The organism is Parasutterella secunda, assembly GCF_023336895.1.
GTDB lineage: Bacteria > Pseudomonadota > Gammaproteobacteria > Burkholderiales > Burkholderiaceae_F > Aphodousia > Aphodousia faecalis.
Window position 1 is genome coordinate 71,965 of sequence record NZ_JAMBLT010000003.1, and the last position, 15,652, is coordinate 87,616.

The following is a 15,652-nucleotide window of genomic DNA, read 5'->3' on the forward strand; positions in this document are numbered from 1 at the left end:
AAATCGGGCGGAAAAGCCTTGCTTGAAAGGAAACTTCGGTTGGATCAGACCAAGGTGCAAGACATGATGTAAATAACCACAAAAGCGGTCAGCATTGGAAGGGCCGAGCGGCGAACAATTTCAAACGGAGAAATGTCCGCAAGACCCGCGGCGGCAATAACACAGCCGGCGATGGGGCTCATGGAGCGGATGCAGCCGGAAGACAATTGCATACCGGTGAGCATCCACTGAGCGTTGCCGCCCACTGTTTGACAAATGCCGGGGATCATCGGCGCAAAACTAAAGAACGCGGCGTTACCGGAACCCATCACAAAAGTGCACAGGCCAACGATCAAGAACATGATCGTATAGACGATGAGGTAGCCGCTGCCTAAGTTACTGGCCGCTTCAATTAACGTCTGGATACCACCTGAGCGTGTTAAACCGGCCGCAAATGTTTCGGCGCAGACAATCAAAACGACGGTTGAGGAAAAGATCTTTCCCATGCCTTCGAAGAAGGTTTTAATGTAGGCAAAAGATGTTTTGATATCCTGGCGAACGGCGCAGTCAATGACAAAAGTGATAACCATTGAAGCCATGACGGCATTGATGATGTCAAGCTTGATGCCTTTGTAGACCAGCGGAGAAAAAATAAACAGAAAAACCAATGGCACCAATGGGAAAATTGCGTAAAAGCCTGGAGCTTTTTCACTTTTATCTGCATCGGACAAATCTTTGGCAATGAAGTCAGCTTGTGTAATACGGCCGCTCGCTAAATCTTTCTTATCCAGATACTGCTGCACAAAGTAGTGCACGATACAGACAATAATCAAAGTAACCGGTGCGATGACAAGTTGGTAATCCACGAAAATGTTCATTACGTGAATGCCGGTCAATTTACTGGCTACCAAGTTGTTGGCACCAAGAGGACTGATGCCGAAACCACCGGTCATCACAACGGAAGCACAGGCGGCTTGGCGGCTGACACCGGCGCTTAGCATAAGCGGGTAGACCGTGACCATCATTAAAATGGCCAAACCCACGGCTGATCCCAGCACCACATTTAAGCATTGACCGACAACGTAGCCCAACACCATGATGATATAGGGGGAATTGATGAGAGACATGGGGCGAGTGCAAACATGAACCAGTGCGCTCGTGGCTCCGATCTTATTCATGTAGTAGCCGAAGCCGCCAATGATCATGATGTTCATGCCAAGGCCGCCGGCGCGGGATTGCAAAAGGCCTCCGAAAATTCCCAGAATGTCGAAACCGATAAAGCCGGTGACTTTTTTACCGGTTGCCACCGGATCTCCGGAGATCGCCGCCACGATGGCGATCGTCACGATGCCCACCACGAACAAAGACCATGCTGGATAGAATTTTTTGACGATCAACCAGCAGATGACCGCGACCGAAATGAGTACGATAAAAACACCAGTCATGGTTGTCTCCGAAAGCATTAATGGTGGTGCTTCACTCCTTACGATTATTCCCGCTTAGGCAAAAGGGGTTTAAATCCCTCGCAACCGACAAGTCCCAAGGCTGTCAGGATAAGTAGTTGGGGCCCCAAATGAATATCCACTTTGTCGAAGTATTCGTGGATCGTGTGGCATTTGTGTTGTATGCCGCCCGATGAGAGACAGGTAGCCGGAATGCCCATGCTGACCGGAGCGTTGGCATCGGTTGAAGAGACGCCGTAGTTTGTCAGTTCTTGTCCTAAAGCTTTCAAAGAAGAACGGGCCACTTGCAATACGGGGCAGTCATCGGGGCGCATGCCGGCTGGACGATTACCAACATTTTCTTTTTTCCAATGAACCTGTTTAGCAGGATCTGTGATAGACCAAAGGGCATTTTCTTCGGCGACCGCTTTATCAAAACAGGCCAAAATTTCAGACTCGACCTGAAGGAGTGCTTCATTGTTGACACTTCTCATGTCGATTTCCACAGAGCAGGAAGGGGCGATGGAGTTGACACTGGTGCCGCCTTGAATTGTGCCGATCGTGAAAGTTGTTTTCGGATTGATGGGTGTTTTGATATGAGCGATCATGTTGCCGGCAATGCACATGGCGTGAATGGCACTGGCGACCTCACCGAAGTTGGCGTAGGAATGACCGCCGGGACCTTCGATGGTGATACGGTAGCGGTGAGAACCAACGGCACCCTTCAATATGCGCCCAATTTCGGTGTTATCAATAGCGATAAAGCCGTCAATTTTGTGAGTGGCAACAAAGTATTTCGAGCCCCGAATATCGCCTAAGCCTTCTTCTCCAACGGTGGCGACGAAATAAATATCCCCTTCGGTGTGTATATCCGCTTCATTCAAAGAGCGGATGATTTGCAAAAGTGCTCGAAGTCCTGAGCAATTGTCACCGATTCCGGGCGCGAAGTAGCGGTTTCCTTCTTGTCTGACTGTCACGTCCGTGGTGGCCGGGAAAACGGTATCCATGTGTGCGCCGATGGCAAGAACCGGTCCATTGCCTTTCCCGGGACGAAAGCCGATAACGTTGCCGATGTCATCGGTTGTGACGTCTGATAGTCCGTAAGCCTTCATTCGGCGGACAATCTCTTCGGCGCGCAGCGCTTCTTGAAAAGTCGGCGCGGGGATTCCACATAACTCAACCTGCTCCTTCATTCCGAGCTCGGCTTCGTCAAACGCGATCTGAAGAGCCCGTGTCACTTTGGCTGAGTCTTTGAGAGTTTTAACTGATAAGTAAGTCTCTTGGTCTAGTTGTGGAATCCCCGTTTGCACGACAGCTCCCCCTTAGGATTTTGTTGTGTGGCATCAGTCTAGTTTCCACCAATAGCGCAAGGCAATACAAAAGGTCTATCATTAATCATATATATGAATTTAACGAGGATCGTTATGCAAACCCTCTCTCGCGTTAACCGTCAGCCGCTTTACCAACAAGTTCGACAAATTTTGTTAAAAACTATTCAATCCGGGGAATGGAAGCCCGGAGAAAAAATTCCGATTGAGCCCGTTTTGGCGCAACAGGTGGGAGTGTCCATTGGAACATTGAGACGAGCGGTTGAGACACTTGTCAATGATGGAATTTTGCTCAGGCGTGAAGGGGCCGGAACATTTGTAAGGACTTATCGCGATCAAGGTTATTGGAATGCTTTTCAAATTTTTAGAAATTTAGATGGACAAAATAGGGGAAGTCGTGGTCGCTTGGTGACATTTGAAGTCACGAGCGATGTTGATGAGAAAATTCTTTCAGCCCTGCATTTGTCAAAAGGACAAGAAGTTATTCATATTGTTCGGCACTGGATCAGCATAAAAACGGGGACCGAGGAGATCGTATCCATTGATGAAAGTTTTTTAGTTAAAGAAAAATTCAGCAAATTCACCTTGGACTACTTTTTAACGCATTTCCGAACCGGTGAATCTTTCTACGAGTTTTTTGATAGGGAATTTAATGTGGTTATTCTCAGTCAGAAATGCGCCGTGCATTATGAATGTTTGGACCAGGAAAGGGCGGCAAAGTTACATGTCCCGGAGCATTTTGAAGCCTTATGTACTGAAAGACTGTCTTTGACCTTCGGTTATGAGCCGGTTGAGTATCGAATTAACCGTGGCCGAGTGGATGTGACAAAGGTATTTTTCGATCTCAGTTAATGGCAAAAAATTTCCGTTCAAAAAGGCTTGACGGTATTAAGCTTAATAACAGGATAGGAAAATACAGAATAAGGAGCACAACATGCCGCAAATGAGAAGTTTGGTTTTTAAAAATGGGGCGCTTTACGATGGTATGGTTTCTTCGAGCCGCATGCTTTGCCATATCGATGGCGACAAACTCTACGAGGGAACTATTACCTCGTCGTCTAAAGCGTTATGCACCATTAAGAACGGAAAAATCTATCAAGGAACGATTGTTTCGTCTTCAAGGCAGCTGGGATTAATTGATGATGGGAAAGCTTATAAGGGAACCATCAAATCCTCTTCAAGAGTGGTGCTGAGCTTCAAGAACGGGACGGTATACAGAGGCGGAATTGTTTCTTCAAGCAAAGCCATGGGTAGCATCAAAGGAGCTGAATACCTGGATGAGGCTTACTTGGCCGCCATGATCCACTTTTTCGTTGAACCGATTTTTATGTAGCTTTCACATCTTAAACTGAAACTTATCCTGCTAGTTTCTCAGAAAAAGAGTAGGAGGAAGTCTTGTGCTTGGAGCCATCGTCGGTGATGTGGTGGGCTCTCGTTTCGAATTAGCGAGTCTTCAATCGAAAGAGTTTTCGTTTTTTGCACCGGATTGTCATATTTCTGACGACACGATTTTAACGTTGGCTATTTGTCAGGCTTTTCTTGACTGTCGTGGGGACTACAACCGGTTGTCTTTGCAGGCGGCTGCCCAACTTAAAGCTTTTGCTCTTAGATACCCAAGAGCGGGCTATGGCTCCAAATTTTTAGTCTGGATGCTAGCTGATGTCAGTGAGCCTTATGGCAGTTTGGGAAACGGCTCGGCTATGCGGGTGAGTCCCTGTGCGATGGTTGCCAGAAGTTTGGAAGAAGTTAAAAAGTTTTCCTATGCGGTAACCGCCGTGACCCATAATCACCCCGAAGGCTTAAAGGGAGCTGAAGCCATCGCGGTTGCAGCCTTCTTGGCAAAAGAAAAACGGTCTAAAGCGGAAATTGGACGATACGTCCAAGATCATTATTATCCGATGGACTTTTTGATTGATGAAATCCGCCCTCACTATCAATTCGGCAATACCTGCCCTCGGACGGTTCCTTTTGCCATAAAAGCCTTTTTGGAGTCGGATTCTTTTGAAGACACTATCCGCACGGCGATTAGCTTAGGAGGCGATACCGATACGTTGGCCGCGATGGCAGGCAGTATTGCCGGTCTTTACTATGGTATTCCAGACGCCATCGCTCAGAAAACGCAAACGTATCTAGATCCTTATTTGTCAGGCGTTCTCAGACAGTTCGAAGAAATGTATACGGTCATTTAAAACATTCATAAAATGAAGCATGGTCGATCATAATTTTCTCATCGAAAAGGAGAACGCCATGCGCAGAAAATTAGTGGATCAACGCTACAAGTTGCCTTATTTTGTCGCTAATCCGATCAGTCGGATTGGCGAACCGCAAGCCAACGAAGATGATGTGGATACGGCCGCTGAAATCATTACGAATTATCTTCAAACGGATCACGATGGTTATGTCCGTCCGCTCCATATCCTGGTGTGCGGTGCGAATCCGCGAGCGGTCAAGGCGGTTGTTGAAAGAATGACCTATTGGCAAGACGACTTAATTTACCGCGCAGATGCCTCTTGTGTTGACGACGACTTGGGCGATGTGTTGCAGCAGCACAAAATTATTGTGTTGGATCTGATGGAGAATGCCTTCGGTTGCGAGTGTCCGTACATGTTGGGTAAACGCGGTGTTCTTATTTGGATGATGCCGCCGGGGGAAGAGGCTGATAAATTGGAGGCGGACTATCGGATTGATGTTAAAGATTTGTCCGCAGGGGAAAAACGTCAATGTCTTAAAGTTGCAACCGGTTTGCCGTTTTTTGTCATCGATCAACTTCTCGACAGCGACAAAGATGTTTGGCAAATCGAAGAAATGCTGCAATTAATCAAGACAGGTCCTTATGAACCTAAAGATTTGGACTTTATCGGACGTCTTTTCCGGGTCTCTTTATCCGCCTATGATTGGCTCGAAGATCATGAAGATGAAGAGTTCGATGATGAAGACGATTTGGGCGATGAAGATGATTTGGATGATGAAGATGATTTAGATGGAGAGATGGAAGATAGGGTAGATGAAAACGAAAAAGAAACGTCAGAAGTTAAGCCAGAGCAGTAGTTCCATCTGTTATTGAAGCAATCGTTAGGGGCAGAAATTTGCCCCTGACGTCATTTTTAGCAAAACAGTTTTTCAAAGTTCTTCAAAAGTTGCCTTTGGTACGGATCCAAATATTCTTCGGCTCTCTTAGCGATCCAATCATCAATTCCATAATAAATGCCCGCGACACCGCCGGTAATTGCCGCGATCGTGTCGCTGTCGCCTCCGATACTGACCGCATTTCGAATGGCGTCCTCGAAAGACACCGATTCAAAGAAAGCTTTAAGAGCCACGGGAACGGTGCCCTGGCAGCTGACTTCGTATTGGTATTGAGGACGGATGTCGTCCAAGGAAAAATCCATCGGATAATAGTGTTCGTTGATGTATTGTTCGATGGCTTTTTTAGTAAGACCATTTTTGGCTAAAAAGCCTGCGACAGCGGCTGCTTCAGCGCCTTTGAGTCCTTCCGGATGGTTGTGAGTGACAGAGGTCACCGCGTAACTCATCACTTTTGATTCTTCGAGTGTTTTTGCGGCAAGTGAACAAGGACTGACACGCATAGCAGCCCCATTGCCAAAACTATTGTAGGGGGCTGGACTTTCCTGCTGCATCCAACGACGAAAACCTCCGCCGTAATCTTTGTCAGCGTATCGCCAGGCGATTTCCATCAATGACTTCTCGGCGGCCTTTTGAAGGTTTGTGCTTTGCTGACATAACGCATGGCTGACGGCAAGCGTTAAAACTGAATCATCGGTGACGAAACCATTTGGGCTGAAAAATTCGAAATCCTTTCTTTTGAGGTTGTTGTATTCATAGGGCGAACCAACAATGTCGCCGACAATGGCTCCCAACATGCTATTTCTCCGTTAGGTTTTCAGATACCGCCACTTTAACGAGTCATCTATCAGTTTTTGAAGTGCTCAGCAAAATCGAATGTTGCATAAAGTGAAGTCCTAAAAGTCATACTCAACCTGTCAGAAAAGTAGAGAGAGAAGACATGAAAACTGGAAATAAAACATTCAAGACCGCTTTTAGTCCGGATGACTTTCTCCAAGGGAAGGCTTATAGGGCTGTTTTAAGTAACACCTATTTCGTTCTTTTAGAGGAAATGAGAAAGCGGGTTAGCCAAGATAATTTTATGTTTGCCCAGGCGGTTGGCGCTTATCTGTACAGAGCCGTAGCGTCAGAACACGAAATTATGAGCGCGATGGCAGCCGCAAGCCGCATGGGTGAGTCGCAAATACTTGATCAGTTGGGTAATCACAATGCTCATCAGGCACTGGATCTTCTAAATGGAGTGGATTGCCAGCCAGAAACACGTACCGAGTTATCGGGATCAGTCAAAGATATTGCCTGTGCAATTGCAGTGGTCTACTTTCAAATGCTTTTCGACTACCAATCCCGAACCGACAGTGATTTTCATCAGTGGGACTACCGGAAAATAGACTGCTACGGCACCGGCTGGCATGAATTTTATGAACGGGTCAAAACCTCTCGCTTTGCACTGCAACTGGATAGCCTTTTGAATCAGCTCTACACATCGATGGGATTTGACAAACCCTGGCGAGACAATGATCGGGACTTCTATGAGTTATCCATTCCTAAACGGGCCGATGTCGAGGAGATCTATCAAATTATTCGATTAGCCGGATTTTTTACGGGCACAAAAGAAAAGTGGCACTACCCGGACTATCCAAGTACTTTTCGTGTAAAGAGCTTCACTTGGAAAAAGCAGGCCCTTTTGCGGATGATGCAGCTCATTGCTTCTCATTATCCCGAGGTGAAGATTTGTGCTGTATCTCCCGATGCAGATGATATGAAAGATTTTCAATGGAGCCGCTATGAACTTTCGTTTGATGTTCGGCGGGATATGTACGCTCGCAGTGCTATGCATCAGCTTTTGAATCGACAGAATCTCACTGATCCGTGGCCTGAATTTCAACGCATGGTCAGTTGGAAATTGCATAAATAATGGGAGTCTTTGTATGTTGTCGACAATGATTAAAAAGTGGCGTGGAGAGCGTCCAAGTATTTTTATTCTCTCGGGTGCCGGCCTATCAGTAGAAAGCGGAATCCCGACCTACCGTGGAGAAGGCAGTGATCCTAAAAACGACAGCGCCAGTCTTTCAAGAGGTTATATGCGGTCGTTGCCTGAAAGAGTCTATGAAGCGGCCAATCAGCGAATTCGTGATTTTGACGCTTGTGAACCAAACGCTGCTCACAAAGCCATTGCTCAGTTTATAAAGAAGTATCGTTTACAGGCCGACATTGTGCATGTCACGCAAAACATCGACTCTCTTTGCGAGGAAGCGGGAGATACAGCTGTTTTTCATTTGCATGGGTCCTTAAATCGCAGTCTCTGCCAGAAATGCGGTACGGTTTTTCCGAGAAAAGGTTTCTACAAAATAGGAAATATCTGTCCTAAATGCCGCGCTCAATTTTCAGCCGTCAGACCCGATGTCGTTCTCTTTGGAGAAACGCCGCATGGTTTGGATTGGATCATGTCGTACTTAAAAGAAGTGGATATTTTCATCGCAATCGGTACCTCAGGAACGGTTTATCCGGCCGCGGATTTTGTCACGATTGCGGCCTCAGCCGGCGCCCCTATTCGTATGCTCTTAAATAAGGAAGCCCCTCGGGAGATGCAATTTAATTGCTCGATGATGGACGAAGGCTATGGTCCTTTCAATTACATCAGATTGGGCAAGGCGACAGGAATTGTTCCGATGGTTTTGAAAGAGGTGGGACAACTAATTGAAAATATTTAATTTTGGTTACGTGCCCTAGAATTCAAGTTCAGCATTAAAACAGGCTAACACCGGATCGGCTAGCCTGTTTGCATTGGGATTAGTCCATTTCAAAGTGAACTCGATTGATATGTTCAGGGATGGCGGCATTTTTTGAGGTGATCACCCAAAGTGTGGGAACACTTTCTTCATCGGCTTGCGGGTAAGGTGTATAGCCGTCAGTGAAGATGACGCATGCATCAGCCTCGGGAGTGTTTTTATTCACCCAGTTGACAATCTCACACATATTGGTGCCGCCGCGTCCCGGAGCGGACAATTTAAAAGGCACATCCTCCCATTGATGCTGTTCTATTTTTTGTATTTTGTAATCGCACCACAAGACAAAAATCTCTTCGGGTTTGCACTCTTCAATAACGTCAAAAAGGTGTTTGCCAAAAGCAGCCAGCATTTCATCCGAAATGGACCCTGATGTGTCAATACCTATAACCAATGAGCCCATTTGCGCTTCTTTGTTGACAGAAGGCAGATAGACATCTGAGAAACGTTTATTAGGGCGGCGCCATGTTTCGTTTTGTGAAACAAATTTGGTCATGAAGCGTCCCAACAGTTCGTACCAGGGGAGCTTTTCAACCAACACGTATTCCTCTAAAAGGGTGATGAGATGACCCATTGCGGAGCCCATACGAGTCTCCATCATTTTCTGTTTGGTGATTGCTTCCGCAATGGCCATTTTTACGCAATTTTCAATGTCCCGTAACTCAGCGTCTTCCACCGATTCACCGTAGATTTTTCTGGCTTCGGCAAGGGGATCATTTTTGAGCCCGCCTGCGTTTTGGTCACCTGAATAAATGATGTCGCAAAGTAGTTTGGCCGCCGGAATCTTTTCGTAGATTTCGTCATAAATATCTTCTGCGGTTCTGGATTGAGCGCCCTTCAGTCGTATCCCGCTATCAATAAATTTCCCGATTTCCAGTTCAATGAGCATTTCGTTAATGACGGCGTCGCTCGCAATATTAAAAAGATAATGCTCACGCTCGCCGCGTCTGAGACTGTGAGAAAACGCTATATGCAGCACTTCATGGCAAAGTAAAAAAACGATCTCTTCCACCGAAAGCTTCTCAATTGCTTCGGGGTTATAAAGAATTCTCCCACGAGGTGTCACGGCAGCATAAGGCACCGTGTCAGTTGCTTCCATGGGAAAGCGAAAGAGAATACTGCTGAAAAAGGGTTCTCGCAGTGACAGGCGAGTTTTAGCCTGAAGAAGTTTGTTAATGGTTTCACTCATCCAATCACCTTAGTCAGCCTTGATGCTAATTTTTTAAAAACGGGACTTGCGATTAAACGCTTTTTGGATTCGCCTTTGTAAAGTTCCCGAACAGCCATGGCCTGCATATCGGGTGGCACGCGACTGATAAAAGTCAGTGCGGCGTTGGCCGTCTCCTGTTTGCAATTCTCGGACGCAACGAGGTCAACGAGTTTCATGACGGTTGCCCAGCGGATACTTAAATCTTCCGGAACCAAATATTGTTCGGGGCGGGCTAAAAGTTCTGAAAAGTCCGGCAGGTTCAGGTACATCTTCCGGAAAGCGCAGTAAGCGGCCGCGGCTCCTTCACCGACGTCGCCCGCGACCAAGGCATGAAAAAGCTTTTCACCGTCTCGTCCGGTGAAAGATGGAACCAGACTCACAGCCTCCCACGCTCTGGGAGTCGGATTGGTTTTTCGGGTGGGATCAAAATCAGAAAGCATCTTGGGCTGAAATTGCAAAAATTTAATCAGCACGTCGCAAATGTTGTGAGCTTTGGCCCATGTGATCCAATCGTCAAGATTTTCATCAAAAGGCAAACAACGCAGACGGTTGCCTAGTTTTGTACTCATGCGATTGGCTCCGGACTTATCTTCAACGCGATTACCGGTTGCAATGATGAAAAGCTGGTCGCTAAGTTTTACCGATCCGGCCCATCGATCCAAAATGATGCGGCACATTGGGTTTTGCATGGACATGGGAGCATCGGTTAGCTCCTCAATGATTAAAGCGCAGGGACCAACCCCTTGACGCAAGTTATAAAACTCTTCGGGCGGCAGCCACACATTGTGTGTGCCTGATTCATGCTTAAACGGCACCCCCAAGACATCAACCGGGTCGCGAAGCGAGGGATTGAATTCCACGATTTGCTCATCGGCGATGTGATATTTTTTCTTCAATTCATTGACAATTTCTCGTGCACAAGCCGATTTCCCACCACCGGGCTTGCCCTCGATAAAGGGGACGATGCGGTTGCCGCCCGCCACTTCAAATTGAGCCAGAATGCTTTTCTTTAAATCCGAGAATTTCATTTTTTAAACCTTTTGATAAAACGTTTTCAGTGCGTTGACATCGGGCATGGGACAGTATTGAATGCCGCCCTCAGAGGATTCCCCTTGAAATTCCCTTGCTTTTAAGGCGCAGGCTGCGGCAAAGACAACGGGATCAACCTCAAAAGCAGAGTGTTTGCCCTGGGTGGAGGATTCAATCGCTTGAAGTACCTCCGCAAGGTCTTTGTTCTCGAGAAAGAGTTGGAAAAGAGGCGAGTTCACCACTAAAGGTTTTTCGTCCGGGTGGTCGATTTCCAAGAGCAGCATGCAAACATCTTCAAGTTCTTTGTTCGTTAATCCGGGATCTTGTGACCAGGCTAAAGTGTTTAATGTATCGTCCAACATTCCGGTACAAAGATTGGATGAAGAACTCGCCGGAAGAAGTTTTTCCATCTCTTTGGCTGTCAAAAATTGCTTTTGTTCCGGTTCATACATGAACCATTTCCAAAGCCGTTTAGGCAAAAACCATACTTTTTTGATTTCACCATCACTCTCAACTTTGCGAACACACAAGCCCAACAGATTTTCACGATGTTGATCATCGACCTTGACTTTGACTAAAAGATCCGTGTTTGTGATAACCGGGACATAACCGTTATCGATCGGGACCAAACGTCGAGCTTCACGAGTGGGAAGATAGGTGGTTTTTGGTGATCGAATGTGGTTTGACCAAAGACCGCTCACGATATAAATTGGGTAGTGGCTTTTTTGAAAACTATCGAGCACATCTGCTTCGGCAGCAGAGAGTTTATCGGCTAGTGGAAAGTCGTGTGTCGGATCATCGGGATTGGAAAGAGCAGAAGCTAAATCCGATTTACCGTGATGCCAGCCGTAGAGCCGTTGGAGAGCTTTTTTAACATAGTCTGAACGCTTGGGATCCGTTGATAGTCCAAAGTGGCGGCTTGCCCACTCGGCGATGAGAGCCAGGGTGAAACGGGGACAGAGTCTGCTTATTGAATAATGCAATTCAATAAAACCGTTAAAAGTTGCCGAGTAGTATGGACGGCGACTCAGCTCTTCAAAGGGTAAAAGCAGCAGCACCGAAAGGTTGCTTTTCACAAAAGCAACGGGAAATCCATTGAATCGAATAAAGCCTTCATGCGTAAGGAGGCTTTCCTCGGAAAGCATGTGTGAGATCGAAGGTTGTTTTCCGTTCATCATTGTCAGCCTTGGGGATTGGGTCAAGTTATGGGTCTGACGAACAAAATGGGGAAATTTATTGTTCGACAGAGTCCCTTTGATGATGAAAGAATACAAACCGATACATCAAATTATGATGTATTGGTGTATCGGGGAAAATGATGTTTTATGCGTTGGGTCTAAGGGCGAAAAATGGGCTCAAGGGCAACTCGGTATTGGCGTTGTTTAGTTCTACGGCTCGGGCAGCGCAGGCCTCCGAAAAAAGCTTGGGATTGATGTTTTTAGAATAGGGAGAGTTGCCGGAGGATTCAATTTTGTCAAGAATTTCCCTTAAAGGTTTTTCATCGACAAGAAGATCATAGAGAACATGTCGTTTGTATTGCAGGCTTTGGTTAGGTGTTTCCATCGAAGTCATGACCATGGCGATTTTTTCTAACTCTTCAAAATTAAGTGTCGGATCTTTACTCCAAGCGATTTCATCAAGTTTTTGATCAACTTCTCGGGCTTTGACTTGACCCTCTTCACGATTAGACAGTTTCTGACTCATTTCGCAGTCCACCTGGTAATGGGTGGCTTGGCTTGTGAAAGAGTCGTATCCGAGTTTGTAGGGGGCGATGAACCAGTAGTCCAAAATTTCACCCGTTAAACTGAGTTTTCTAACGCAAAAACCTAAAAGCGTGGAGGGAGCGGCGCACTCAACGAGCCCTTCACTTAATACCAAATCGAGACTGGTTTGAACAGAAATAAGTTTTTTGGGTTTGTAAAGAACCCTTAAATTTGCGGAGCGTTTCTTTTCTGCATTTTTGATCGGTGTGACATGGTTGGACCACAAGGGGATCAACTCGTAGAGGTTGGGAAAAAGTCCTTTAGTTGAAAGCGCTATTTCTCTGAAAGAATCCAGAAGCGGTTGTTGGGCCGGTTGGATTTTTTCTTGTGATGTTGTCGCGTTATGCATTTTTTTGTGCAGATCCGGGTATCCGGTATGAAAACCAAAAAGTGTTCGTAGACTTTGTTGAACTTTTTCAAAAGCGCTTTGCTCAAACGGCGCGCCAAAGAATCTATGCCCCCAAGCCCGAACGATTTCCGCAACAAATTTAGGGGCAAACCAAACAAAGCCGGCGGGTATTTCAATAAAGCCGTTGTAAGAGGCGGAATAGTGGGGATATCGACGCAAAAGTTCAGCGGGAAGTAGCAACTGAACCGTATAGTGTTCTTTGACGAAAGCGACAGCTTCGTCTCTGTACCAAATAAAACCCGGTTTGAAGAATTCTTGGTATTTGAATGAAAATGCCTGGCTCGACAGATCTTTTGAACTCATAAACGGTCTCCTATGAATGAGAAAAGGGTATCGACAGGCGTTTCAATTTATGAGGTATTGAGAATTAAAAACTGGCCGGATACCTGATTGGTCAGATATCCGGCGCAATGATGGGCTAAAGTTAGGTTGAATTATTTTTGAGTTTTTTGAACTCTTGAGATTAAAGTTCAAGACAACTGCGACTAGGGAGCCCGAACGGATTGTTTCGTTCAATAAACTCATCCCACCAACTGGCTTGAGCGATGGTAATCAGCATTTTGGCTAAACCAACGAGAGTTTCATCGTCTCCACCTTCTTCAATGGAAAGTAATTCGATTTCTTCGATAATTTTATCGACCGCGTCTTGCCGGGACCAAGCGATGTCACAGTAATTATCTTCAACCAGTTCCGTGATTCGATCCTTATTACTTTTGTAGTCTTCGGGGTCAAGCGCCTCCGCTTCATAAGCGGCAATAAACTCTTCTTCGTCGTAGAGATCCACTTTAAAGTTCTCAATATCGATGGCGATGAAGTTCATCATGTTTTTCTGCTCCTTATGAGGGCATTCGTTAATTTTTTCTCTATTGAAAGAATACTCACAATAGCTTCATTTTATGAAGCATTTATTGTCTCAATAGCTTCTGATCTTTGATTGCTCAATGAGAAATTCTTTGTTGGATTCTTCTTTGCCAAAAAGATCAACGATGTAATCACCAACAACCCTACGCATGATTGACTCCTAGTTGAGTTTCTATCTTTATTCTGAGATCAGGATAATGCTTATAGCTTCATTTTATGAAGGTTTAATGTCCAAAAAATGATGTTCTCAATCTTGAATATCGGTCTTTATTTTTAAAAACTCGCTAGGAAAATGTTAGATATCCCGAAAAACTCGCTGGGAAAATGTAAGATTTTTGGAAAAAGTCGCTAGGAAAACGTAATTTTTCGTGTTAAAGTGACTAAAAAATGTAATTAGAGCGACGAAATCTATGCTTAAGCGAAAAATTGAAAAAACACTCTTGAATTGGCTCAATACGGAAAATCGGAATCCGTTGATTTTGAAAGGCTGCAGGCAATGCGGAAAAACATTTTCTGTGTTGCGATTTGCTCAACAACACTACAAACACGTTGTGTACTTGAATTTCTTCGAAAATCCGGATTACAGAACGATTTTTGAAGGATCGCTTAAAGTTGACGATGTCGTTTTAATGATGAGTGCGTTTGTCGGTGCAAACGTTCGCTTTATACCTCACGAGACAGTCATTGTCTTAGATGAAATTCAAGAGTGCCCCAGAGCTCGTGCGGCTCTGAAATTTTTCAAGCTGGATGGTCGTTTTGACGTTTTAGCAACGGGTTCGTTATTGGGTATTAGCGGCTATCGTTCGGAAGACTATTCTGTGCCGGTGGGCTATGAAACCATTATTGATATGTTTCCGTTGGATTTTGAGGAATTCCTTTGGGCCAATGGGATTGAGGATTCTTTGATAGTTCTTCTAAAGCAGTGTCTGGAAGAGGAAAGGCCCGTTCCTGAAGCGTTGCACCAACGGATGAGAGACTTATTGCTGCAATATGTTGTTGTGGGCGGAATGCCTCATATTGTTGATCAGTTCATTAAAGAAAAAAATGTCGCCTTCGTTCGTGAAGAGCAAAAACTTTTGATTCGCTCCTTTGAGGACGATATGGTCAAATATGCACAAGGTGCGGATAAATCACGAATTCGTGAGTGTTTTGAATCAATTCCGAAGCAACTTGCTCGAGACAACAAGAAATTCCAATTTTCTTTGATTAAAAAGACTGCGCGTTCTAACCAGTATGTTGGAAGTCTTCAATGGCTGGAAGATACTGGGTTAATTCGTCGTTGCTACAACCTGACGCTGCCTGAATTGCCACTTGAGGGTAATGCTTGTCATGATAAGTTCAAAGTCTATATGTCAGACACCGGTCTTTTTGTCGGGATGTTGGAAGACGGTACGGAGCGTGACATTTTACAAGGTGATCTCTTTGGGTATAAAGGGGCGATTTTTGAAAATTTAGTGGCGGATTTCTTCATCAAAATGAAAAGGCCTTTGTATTACTTCCAAAAAGATACAGGGCTAGAGGTCGACTTTGTTATGCGTTACAAGGGTGCGGCAGTTTTGCTGGAAGTGAAAGCAACTTCTGGTAATACGAAAAGCACGCGCACTATTTTGAAGCATCCGGAGAAGTATCACGTGCATTCGGCCATAAAACTCGGGGACTACAACGTGGGCCGTCGTGAACAGCTTTTGACTTTGCCTTTATATATGGGATTTTTGCTTACTGAGCGGTGAGGTCAAGAGGATCGAAATAATCTCTTTAAGA

At 45.5% G+C, this 15,652-nt stretch carries 14 protein-coding genes and 1 pseudogene; 7 read left to right on the forward strand and 8 right to left on the reverse strand.

Annotation, left to right across the window (positions count from 1 at the left end):
* Nucleotides 1-44: 44 nt before the first annotated feature.
* Nucleotides 45-1,424: a C4-dicarboxylate transporter DcuC gene (gene dcuC, locus M3080_RS04345; RefSeq protein ID WP_249092052.1), complete on the reverse strand. Its 1,380-nt coding sequence runs from the start codon at nucleotides 1,422-1,424 to the stop codon at nucleotides 45-47.
* A gap of 44 nt (nucleotides 1,425-1,468) precedes the next feature.
* Nucleotides 1,469-2,731: a M20/M25/M40 family metallo-hydrolase gene (locus tag M3080_RS04350; protein ID WP_249092053.1), complete on the reverse strand. Its 1,263-nt coding sequence runs from the start codon at nucleotides 2,729-2,731 to the stop codon at nucleotides 1,469-1,471.
* A 114-nt stretch (nucleotides 2,732-2,845) separates the two neighbouring features.
* Between M3080_RS04350 and M3080_RS04355 the strand changes: the two genes are divergently transcribed.
* From M3080_RS04355 to M3080_RS04370, 4 genes and pseudogenes are all read left to right on the forward strand, one after another.
* Entirely contained in the window at nucleotides 2,846-3,601 is a 756-nt protein-coding gene (locus M3080_RS04355; RefSeq protein ID WP_249092054.1) for a GntR family transcriptional regulator, read from the forward strand.
* Nucleotides 3,602-3,683: 82 nt separating this feature from the next.
* Complete coding sequence (locus tag M3080_RS04360) at nucleotides 3,684-4,082, forward strand: hypothetical protein (protein ID WP_022473084.1); 399 nt, start codon at nucleotides 3,684-3,686, stop codon at nucleotides 4,080-4,082.
* Between the two features lie 55 nt (nucleotides 4,083-4,137).
* Nucleotides 4,138-4,938 (forward strand): annotated as a pseudogene (locus M3080_RS04365) (ADP-ribosylglycohydrolase family protein); the annotation flags it as partial.
* 58 nt (nucleotides 4,939-4,996) lie between these two features.
* Nucleotides 4,997-5,797: a hypothetical protein gene (locus M3080_RS04370; RefSeq protein ID WP_249092056.1), complete on the forward strand. Its 801-nt coding sequence runs from the start codon at nucleotides 4,997-4,999 to the stop codon at nucleotides 5,795-5,797.
* Between the two features lie 56 nt (nucleotides 5,798-5,853).
* Here the strand turns inward: M3080_RS04370 and M3080_RS04375 are convergent, their stop codons facing one another.
* Nucleotides 5,854-6,630 (reverse strand): ADP-ribosylglycohydrolase family protein, encoded by a 777-nt coding sequence (locus M3080_RS04375; protein ID WP_249092057.1) that lies wholly within the window; start codon nucleotides 6,628-6,630, stop codon nucleotides 5,854-5,856.
* 143 nt (nucleotides 6,631-6,773) lie between these two features.
* On the opposite strand from M3080_RS04375, the gene M3080_RS04380 reads away from it, so the two are divergent.
* Together M3080_RS04380 and M3080_RS04385 are read left to right on the forward strand one after the other, a co-directional pair.
* Nucleotides 6,774-7,748: a hypothetical protein gene (locus tag M3080_RS04380; RefSeq protein ID WP_249092058.1), complete on the forward strand. Its 975-nt coding sequence runs from the start codon at nucleotides 6,774-6,776 to the stop codon at nucleotides 7,746-7,748.
* 13 nt (nucleotides 7,749-7,761) lie between these two features.
* Nucleotides 7,762-8,544, forward strand: coding sequence for a Sir2 family NAD-dependent protein deacetylase (locus M3080_RS04385; protein WP_249092059.1), 783 nt, complete (start codon nucleotides 7,762-7,764; stop codon nucleotides 8,542-8,544).
* Nucleotides 8,545-8,623: 79 nt separating this feature from the next.
* Here the strand turns inward: M3080_RS04385 and M3080_RS04390 are convergent, their stop codons facing one another.
* The 5 genes from M3080_RS04390 to M3080_RS04410 all read right to left on the reverse strand — a co-directional run bounded on the left by M3080_RS04390 (nucleotide 8,624) and on the right by M3080_RS04410 (nucleotide 13,853).
* Complete coding sequence (locus tag M3080_RS04390; RefSeq protein WP_249092060.1) at nucleotides 8,624-9,808, reverse strand: vWA domain-containing protein; 1,185 nt, start codon at nucleotides 9,806-9,808, stop codon at nucleotides 8,624-8,626.
* Nucleotides 9,805-10,857: a hypothetical protein gene (locus M3080_RS04395; protein ID WP_249092061.1), complete on the reverse strand. Its 1,053-nt coding sequence runs from the start codon at nucleotides 10,855-10,857 to the stop codon at nucleotides 9,805-9,807. The genes M3080_RS04390 and M3080_RS04395 overlap by 4 nt, the downstream gene beginning before the upstream one ends.
* A 3-nt stretch (nucleotides 10,858-10,860) precedes the next feature.
* The gene (locus tag M3080_RS04400; protein WP_249092062.1) at nucleotides 10,861-12,033 is read right to left on the reverse strand and encodes a hypothetical protein; all 1,173 of its coding nucleotides are present in this window, start codon (nucleotides 12,031-12,033) and stop codon (nucleotides 10,861-10,863) included.
* Nucleotides 12,034-12,181: 148 nt separating this feature from the next.
* A complete protein-coding gene (locus M3080_RS04405; protein ID WP_249092063.1) occupies nucleotides 12,182-13,333 on the reverse strand; it encodes a hypothetical protein in 1,152 nt (383 codons plus the stop codon).
* 160 nt (nucleotides 13,334-13,493) lie between these two features.
* Complete coding sequence (locus M3080_RS04410; RefSeq protein WP_249092064.1) at nucleotides 13,494-13,853, reverse strand: hypothetical protein; 360 nt, start codon at nucleotides 13,851-13,853, stop codon at nucleotides 13,494-13,496.
* A 448-nt stretch (nucleotides 13,854-14,301) separates the two neighbouring features.
* On the opposite strand from M3080_RS04410, the gene M3080_RS04415 reads away from it, so the two are divergent.
* Nucleotides 14,302-15,621 carry an ATP-binding protein gene (locus tag M3080_RS04415; protein WP_249092065.1) on the forward strand — a complete coding sequence of 440 codons (1,320 nt, stop codon included), beginning with the start codon at nucleotides 14,302-14,304 and terminating at the stop codon, nucleotides 15,619-15,621.
* Nucleotides 15,622-15,652: the final 31 nt, after the last annotated feature.

What these genes read in the sequence shown, in the direction of transcription:
- M3080_RS04360 (WP_022473084.1), top strand. Translation starts at nt 3,684, where the DNA reads ATGCCGCAAATGAGAAGTTTGGTTTTTAAAAATGGGGCGCTTTACGAT.
- M3080_RS04415 (WP_249092065.1), top strand. Translation starts at nt 14,302, where the DNA reads ATGCTTAAGCGAAAAATTGAAAAAACACTCTTGAATTGGCTCAATACG.
- M3080_RS04410 (WP_249092064.1), bottom strand. Translation starts at nt 13,853, where the DNA reads ATGATGAACTTCATCGCCATCGATATTGAGAACTTTAAAGTGGATCTC.
- M3080_RS04355 (WP_249092054.1), top strand. Translation starts at nt 2,846, where the DNA reads ATGCAAACCCTCTCTCGCGTTAACCGTCAGCCGCTTTACCAACAAGTT.
- M3080_RS04400 (WP_249092062.1), bottom strand. Translation starts at nt 12,033, where the DNA reads ATGAACGGAAAACAACCTTCGATCTCACACATGCTTTCCGAGGAAAGC.
- M3080_RS04405 (WP_249092063.1), bottom strand. Translation starts at nt 13,333, where the DNA reads ATGAGTTCAAAAGATCTGTCGAGCCAGGCATTTTCATTCAAATACCAA.
- dcuC (WP_249092052.1), bottom strand. Translation starts at nt 1,424, where the DNA reads ATGACTGGTGTTTTTATCGTACTCATTTCGGTCGCGGTCATCTGCTGG.
- M3080_RS04390 (WP_249092060.1), bottom strand. Translation starts at nt 9,808, where the DNA reads ATGAGTGAAACCATTAACAAACTTCTTCAGGCTAAAACTCGCCTGTCA.
- M3080_RS04375 (WP_249092057.1), bottom strand. Translation starts at nt 6,630, where the DNA reads ATGTTGGGAGCCATTGTCGGCGACATTGTTGGTTCGCCCTATGAATAC.
- M3080_RS04395 (WP_249092061.1), bottom strand. Translation starts at nt 10,857, where the DNA reads ATGAAATTCTCGGATTTAAAGAAAAGCATTCTGGCTCAATTTGAAGTG.
- M3080_RS04370 (WP_249092056.1), top strand. Translation starts at nt 4,997, where the DNA reads ATGCGCAGAAAATTAGTGGATCAACGCTACAAGTTGCCTTATTTTGTC.
- M3080_RS04380 (WP_249092058.1), top strand. Translation starts at nt 6,774, where the DNA reads ATGAAAACTGGAAATAAAACATTCAAGACCGCTTTTAGTCCGGATGAC.
- M3080_RS04385 (WP_249092059.1), top strand. Translation starts at nt 7,762, where the DNA reads ATGTTGTCGACAATGATTAAAAAGTGGCGTGGAGAGCGTCCAAGTATT.